This window comes from Stenotrophomonas sp. STEN087 (assembly GCF_056759115.1).
Map to the genome: position 1 here is coordinate 1 of NZ_JBRRCR010000137.1, position 6684 is coordinate 6684.

Here is a 6684-nt window from a genome sequence, read left to right on the forward strand (position 1 = left end):
GGGTCCGCCCCCCCCCCCCCCCCCCCCCCCCCCCCGCCCCCCCCCCCCCCCCCCCCCCCGGGCGCCCCCCGCGCGGGGCCGGCCCGCCGCGGCCGGCGGCCCTATACTCGGCGGTCATGTCGACCGTCGATCCCGTCCTGCTGCTGTTGACCACCTGCCCGGACCGGGCCAGTGCCGAGCGCATCGCGCACGCGCTGGTCAGCGAGCGCCTGGCTGCGTGCGTCACCCGGTTGGAAGGAGCGCAGTCGACCTACCGCTGGCAGGGCGACGTCATCACCGACGCCGAACTGCAGTTGCTGGTGAAGACCACGGCGAGTCGCGTCGATGACGCAATCGCCCGCATCGTCGAACTGCATCCGTATGAACTCCCGGAGTGCATCGCGGTCGAAACCCGGGCCGGCCTGCCGGCGTATCTGGACTGGATCCGGGCGCAGACCCGGGAGGACACCGATTGATGAAGTTGTTTGCTCGTGGCGCCGCACTGTGCGCCCTGCTGTGGCTGGCCCTGCCGGCCTTCGCGCTGGATGAGAAGGACCTGCTGCCGGTCGACCAGGCGTTCGCGCTGACCGCCAGTGCGCCCGAACGTGGCCAGATCCAGCTGCAGTTCAAGATCGCCCCCGGTTATTACCTGTATCGCCACCGCACCAGCGTCAAGGCCGACCCGGCCTTCAATGCCGGTGCGCTGCAGATGCCGGCCGGCAACAAGCACCACGACGATTTCTTCGGCGAGGTGGAAACCTACCGCGAGCGCCTGCAGGCCACCCTGCCCGGCACGCCGACCGATGCGGCCGGCACCATCAGCCTGGAAGTGCGCTACCAGGGCTGCGCCGATGCCGGCGTGTGCTACCCGCCGCAGAAGCGCGTGGTGCGGGTAACCCTGCCCGGCGCGGGCGACAAGGCCGCGGTGCCCACCGCGCGCGTCACCGGCGTCACCCCCTTCAACAACCCGCTGGCCGGTGCCGGCAGCAACGGCGGCCTGCGCCTGCCGGGCGCCAGCAACACCCAGGCGCTGCCGCTGCCGTCGGAACAGGCGTTCGGCTTCGATGCCATCGCCAGCGATGGCAATACCCTGCTGCTGCGCTTTACCCCGGCGCCGGGCTACTACCTGTACCGCGACCGCACCTCGCTGAAGCTGGAAGGCAGCACCGGCGTGCTGGCCGACAAGCCGCGCTGGCCGGCTGCGCAGGCGCACCGCGACGAGCACTTCGGTGATGTCTCGGTGTACTTCAACCAGGTGGAAGTGCCGCTGCCGCTGCGCCGCACCCGCGCCGAGGCCGTGGACAGCACCCTGGTGGTGACCTTCCAGGGCTGCCAGACCGATGGCATCTGCTACCCGCCGATGACCCGCCGGGTGAAGCTGTCCATTCCCGCCGGCAAGCTGACTGCCGCCGCTGACACCGCCGCCGCTGCACCGGCCGCCGCCAGCGACACCCCGCGCGAGGACGCCGACGGCACGCCGCGCCGCCTGCTGCCGACCGTGCCCAACGATGCCGCGGACGCCGCCGGTGACGGCGCAGCGGGGGGCAATGCATTCGCTGCCGATGCGCAGCAGGACAACGCCAAGCGCACCAAGCCGCCGGGCAGCGTGCCCAAGACCGACAGCTCGCTGCTGTGGGTGTTGCTGCTGGCGCTGGGCGGTGGCCTGGTCCTGAACCTGATGCCCTGCGTGCTGCCGATCCTGTCGCTGAAGGTGCTGAGCCTGGCGCAGAGCGGCGAGAGCGCCGAGCGCGCCCGCAGCCATGCCCTGTGGTACACGCTGGGCGTGCTGGTGGCATTCGCGGTGATCGGTGCGCTGATGGTTGGCCTGCGCATGCTCGGCAACGCCGTGGGCATCGGCTTCCAGCTGCAGCACCCGGGCGTGGTGGCCGCACTGGCCTACATCATGTTCGCTGTCGGCCTGAGCCTGTCCGGTGTGTTCACCATGGGCGGCGGCATCGGCAATTTCGGCCAGTCGCTGGCCCGCCGCAGCGGCCCGGCCGGTGATTTCTTCACCGGCGTGCTGGCCTGCGTGGTCGGCAGCGCCTGCGTCGGCCCGTTCTTCGGCCCGGCCGTGGCCTATGCCTTCGTGGCCCCGCCGATCGCGGCGATGCTGGTGTTCCTGTTCCTCGGCCTCGGCCTGGCCCTGCCGTTCCTGCTGATCGGCTTCGTGCCGGCGCTTGCCCGCCGCCTGCCCAAGCCGGGCCCGTGGATGGAAACGCTGAAGCACGTGCTGGCCTTCCCGATGTACGCGGCCGCGCTGTGGCTGCTGTGGGTGCTGGGCAAGCAGCGTGGCGTGGACGGGATGGCGCTGGCCCTGGGCGGCCTGCTGCTGCTGACCGCCGGCCTGTGGCTGTTCGAAACCAGCCGCTGGCGCAGCAAGCGCGGCGCCAGCCTGCTGGGCGTGCTGCTGGCCTTGGCCGCGCTGGGCCCGGTGTGGGGCGTGACCCAGCTGCAACCGCCGGCACGTGCCGCGCAGGCGGCCAGCGACAACGTGGTGGACTATTCGCCGCAGATGCTGGACCGGCTGCGCGCGGACAACCGCGTGGTGTTCGTGAACATGACCGCCGACTGGTGCGTGAGCTGCAAGGCCAACGAACGCGCGGTGCTGTCGCGCCCGGAGTTCAAGGAACTGCTCAAGCGCACCAACGCGGTGTACATGCGCGGCGACTACACCAACGTCGACCCGCAGATCACCGCGTTCCTGGATGAGCACAAGGCCGTGGGCGTGCCGCTGTACGTGGTGTACGGCCCGGGCGCACCGCCGACCGTGCTGCCGACCCTGCTGACCCAGGCCCTGGTGGAAGAAGCGCTGCTGCGCACCGCCCGATGAGCTGGCAGCGGCCCGCACTGCTGTGGACAGCGGTGCTGGCCGCCGGCCTCGGCCTGTGGGCGGGGCATCGGTTGACGCCGACGCCTGCGCCACCGGCTTCGACGCCTGCTGACGTGAAACCCCCGATTCCTGTCCTGCGCGCCGGCGATGCCCTGCCGGCGCTGGTGCTGCCTGGTGTGGACGGGCAAGCGCTGGATATCCGCCAGCGATTCAGCGGCCGGCCGCTGCTGGTGAACGTGTGGGCCAGCTGGTGTGGGCCCTGCATCGAGGAGATGCCCGAGCTGGCCCGCTTTGCCGAAGCGCAGGGCGAGCGTGGCGTGCAGGTGCTGGGCCTGGCACTGGATACGCCGGAGGGCGTGGCGGATTTCCTGCAGCGGGTGCCGGTGGATTACCCGATCGTGCTCGACACCCCGGGCCCGCGCGATGCCAGCGTGCAGCTGGGCAATGCGCAGGGGCTGCTGCCGTACAGCGTGCTGTTCGATGCGCAGGGGCGGATGGTGAAGGCGAAGCTGGGACCGTTCGAGCACGGTGAGATTGCAGGCTGGGTGGAGTGAGGGTGTTTTGCAGGGCTTGCAGCCCTGCACCTGCAGAAGCCGAAGCAAGAGCGGCATTCCGTGGGATGGCGGGGCACTGTGGGTTTGCGGGGACGCCGTAAACCCACAGTGCCCCGCCTTCGACAGGTTCACGCGGCTGTTGGAACCTGCTGCTGATGGTGGGTGCCGACCGTTGGTCGGCACATCTATCGGATATCGAATTTCATCTGGGGTCAGAGCCCGGCCAGTAGATCCACGCCATGCGTGGATGAAATCTCTCAGATATCGAATTTCCGAATTGGGGTCAGAGCCCGTTGCGCAGCAACGGGATCCGACCCAGTGCCGACCAACGGTCGGCACCCACCAGAGCAGAACGCCGTTCCGACAGATCGCGGAAAACTGTCGAAGGCGGGGTGGGTCCGGTTGAGGGGGCGTGAGCCGCATGGATGCGGCGACCGAGCTTACATGGACGTACTTGCAGCGTCCCCCTCAACCGGACTCACCCCGCCATCCCACGGATAGCCGGCTTTTGACGTTGACGTTGCCGGCCAGCGGCCGGCACCACCGAGGGTGCAGGGCTGCAAGCCCTGCAACAAAACCCTCCTTGACCGCAGCCAGTCCGCCCCCGGAGAATTGCGGAATTAATTCTCATTTGCTGTTGCGCAGGATGCGGGCGGCAGCCTCGACGGCCTCTCTCCCCGATGTTCAAGAACGTCCTGTTCCAACTGCACTGGCTGCTGGGCATCACGGCCGGCACGATCCTGGCCATCATGGGCCTCAGCGGCGCCACGCTGTCCTTCGAGGACGAGCTGCTGCGTGCCGCCAACCCTGGCTTCGCCGCCATCGCAGAACACCATGCCGATGGCCAGCAGGCGCTGGCACTGAGCGAACTGGTGCCGCTGCTGCAGGCCGGCAGCGAGCGCCCGCTGCAGCGCCTGCGCGTGGACGCCACCGGCCAACGGCCCTCGGTGGCGCGCTTCGCCGGCGGCAAGGACCACTGGGTCTACTTCAATCCCTACAACGGCGAACGCTTCAGCCACCTGCGTGGCCAGGCGTTCTTCGATTTCGTCGAAGACCTGCACCGGCACCTCGCGGCCGGTGAACGCGGCAAGGTCGTGGTCGGCAGCTGTGCCATCGCCCTGCTGTTCTTCGCCCTGTCCGGCCTGTACCTGCGCTGGCCGCGCCGCTGGTGGCACTGGCGCAGCTGGCTGGCAGTGGAATGGAAGCGCAGCGGCCGCGGCTTCCTGTGGAGCCTGCACTCGGTGATCGGTACCTGGGTGCTGCTGATCTACCTGATGAGTGCGCTGACCGGCCTGTGGTGGTCGTTCGACTGGTACCGCAGTGCGGCCAATTCGGTGCTGGGCGTGACCCCGCCGGCCAAGCACAAGGTCGCGCCCGATGCCGTGCTCGACCTGCAGCATGTCGAGGACACGCTGTATGCGCAGCCGGGCGTGCGCAGCGGTTACATCGACCTGCGCCTGCCGGAAAAACCGGGCCAGGTGCTGAACGTGCGGGTGATGTCCGGCGACCCGGCCCTGCGCGGCGGCCACCACGACCGCGCGCATGACCTGCTGCAGCTGGACCCGGCCAGCGGCGCGCTGCTCGATGCACGCCCCTACGAGCGCCAGGGCACCGGCGGCAAGCTGGCCACCAGCGTGTTCGCGCTGCATTCGGGCAGCTACTTCGGCCTGCCCGGCCGCGTGGTGGTGATGCTCAGCAGCCTGGCCATGTGCCTGTTCTTCATCACCGGCTGGATGCTGTACCTGGACCGCCGGCGCAGCCAGCGCGCGGCACGTGCGCTGCGGCAGACCCCGCCTGCGGCGCAGGAAAGCGGCGGCGAAGGCACGCCGTGGCGGGTGATCCATGCCAGCCAGAGCGGCCTGGCCGAACAGCTGGCCTGGCGTGCGGCAGCGCAGCTGCAGGCCGCCGGCCACCCGGTACAGGTGCTGCCACTGGCGCGGGTAACGGCTGCGTTGCTGCAGGACAGCCCGCAGGTCCTGTTCGTGCTCAGCACCTTCGGCGATGGCGAGCCGCCGGACAACGCCCGTCGTGCCGCACGCCAGCTGCTGTCCCAGCGCGTGGATCTTTCGGGCCTGCGCCACGGTGTACTGGCGCTGGGCGATCGGCAGTACCCGCATTACTGCGCGTTCGGCGCCGCGGTCGACACGTGGCTGGCCGGCAACGGTGCGCAGCCCCTGTTCCCGCGCATCGACGTGGACGCCGCGTCGGTGGTGGCACTGCGCCAGTGGCAACGCGAGCTGGGCGCGCTGACCGGCATCGTCACCGATGACAGCGTGCTGCCGCCGGCCACGCAGATGCACGACTGGCAGCTGCTCGCACGCGAAGAACTGAACCCGGGCAGCCTGGGTGGCGCGATCTGGAAGATCCGTCTGGCGCCGCCGGCCGGCACGACCTGGCAGGCCGGCGACATCCTGCACATCGCACCGCGCAACAGCGCGCAGCACGCCGCAGCGGTGCTGCAGGCGTACGGGCTGGACCCGCTGCAGCCGCTGCTGCTCGACGGCACCACCCGCACGCTGCTGGAACTGGCAGGCGAACGCGTGCTGCCCGACGAAGGGGCCGCGCTGCCGGTGCAGGACGCTGCTCTGTGGCTGGCCGGGCTGCCGGAGCTGCCAGGGCGCGAATACTCCATCGCTTCGTGCGCCACCGATGGTGCGGTGGACCTGGTGGTGCGCCTGGTGCACGACGCTGCGGGCCGCGCCGGCCTGGGCTCGGGCTGGCTGTCGCTGCATGCGCCGCTGGGCAGCCGCATCGCCGCGCGCGTTCACCGCAACCCGGGCTTCCATCGCCAGGACGGTGCGCCGATGGTGCTGGTCGGCAACGGCACCGGCATCGCCGGCCTGCGCAGCCTGCTGCGCGAAGCCGCGCAGCACGACCAGCATAGCCATTGGCTGCTGTTCGGCGAACGCCAGCGCGCGCACGACCAGTTGTTCGCTGAGGAGATCGCGCAGTGGCAGGCCGAGGGCCACCTGGCCCGCGTGGACCTGGCATTCTCGCGTGATGCCGACGGTGGTGGCTACGTGCAGCACCGCCTGCAGGCCGCTGCGGCGGAACTGCAGGCGTGGCTGGCGCGCGGCGCGGTCATCCACGTATGTGGTTCGCTGCAGGGCATGGCCGAGGGTGTTGACCAGGTCCTGCGTGCCGCACTGGGCGATGACGAAGTGGAGACGCTGCTGGAGAACGGTCGCTACCGTCGCGACGTGTATTGATCCGCTTCTGGTAGTGCCGGGCCCCGGGCCGGCGTGGCAAATCAAATTAGAGCCCCCCGCCGCCCGCGCCCCCCCGGCACCCCCCGGGCCCCCCCCGCCGCCCCCACGGCGG

Annotated in this window: 4 protein-coding genes; all 4 read left to right on the forward strand. The window is 70.3% G+C overall.

Annotated elements, in window-relative coordinates; all coding sequences use genetic code 11:
* Positions 1-116: 116 nt before the first annotated feature.
* The gene (gene cutA, locus ACVOK1_RS19870; RefSeq protein WP_079223704.1) at positions 117-455 is read left to right on the forward strand and encodes a divalent-cation tolerance protein CutA; all 339 of its coding nucleotides are present in this window, start codon (positions 117-119) and stop codon (positions 453-455) included.
* Positions 452-2809, forward strand: a complete 2358-nt coding sequence (locus ACVOK1_RS19875) for a protein-disulfide reductase DsbD family protein (RefSeq protein ID WP_481563033.1) — start codon at positions 452-454, stop codon at positions 2807-2809. Before cutA ends, ACVOK1_RS19875 begins: the two co-directional genes overlap by 4 nt.
* Positions 2806-3363, forward strand: coding sequence for a TlpA family protein disulfide reductase (locus tag ACVOK1_RS19880; RefSeq protein WP_481563034.1), 558 nt, complete (start codon positions 2806-2808; stop codon positions 3361-3363). The genes ACVOK1_RS19875 and ACVOK1_RS19880 overlap by 4 nt, the downstream gene beginning before the upstream one ends.
* A gap of 680 nt (positions 3364-4043) precedes the next feature.
* Positions 4044-6572, forward strand: coding sequence for a PepSY domain-containing protein (locus ACVOK1_RS19885; protein ID WP_481563035.1), 2529 nt, complete (start codon positions 4044-4046; stop codon positions 6570-6572).
* The last annotated feature ends 112 nt before the right edge of the window (positions 6573-6684 follow it).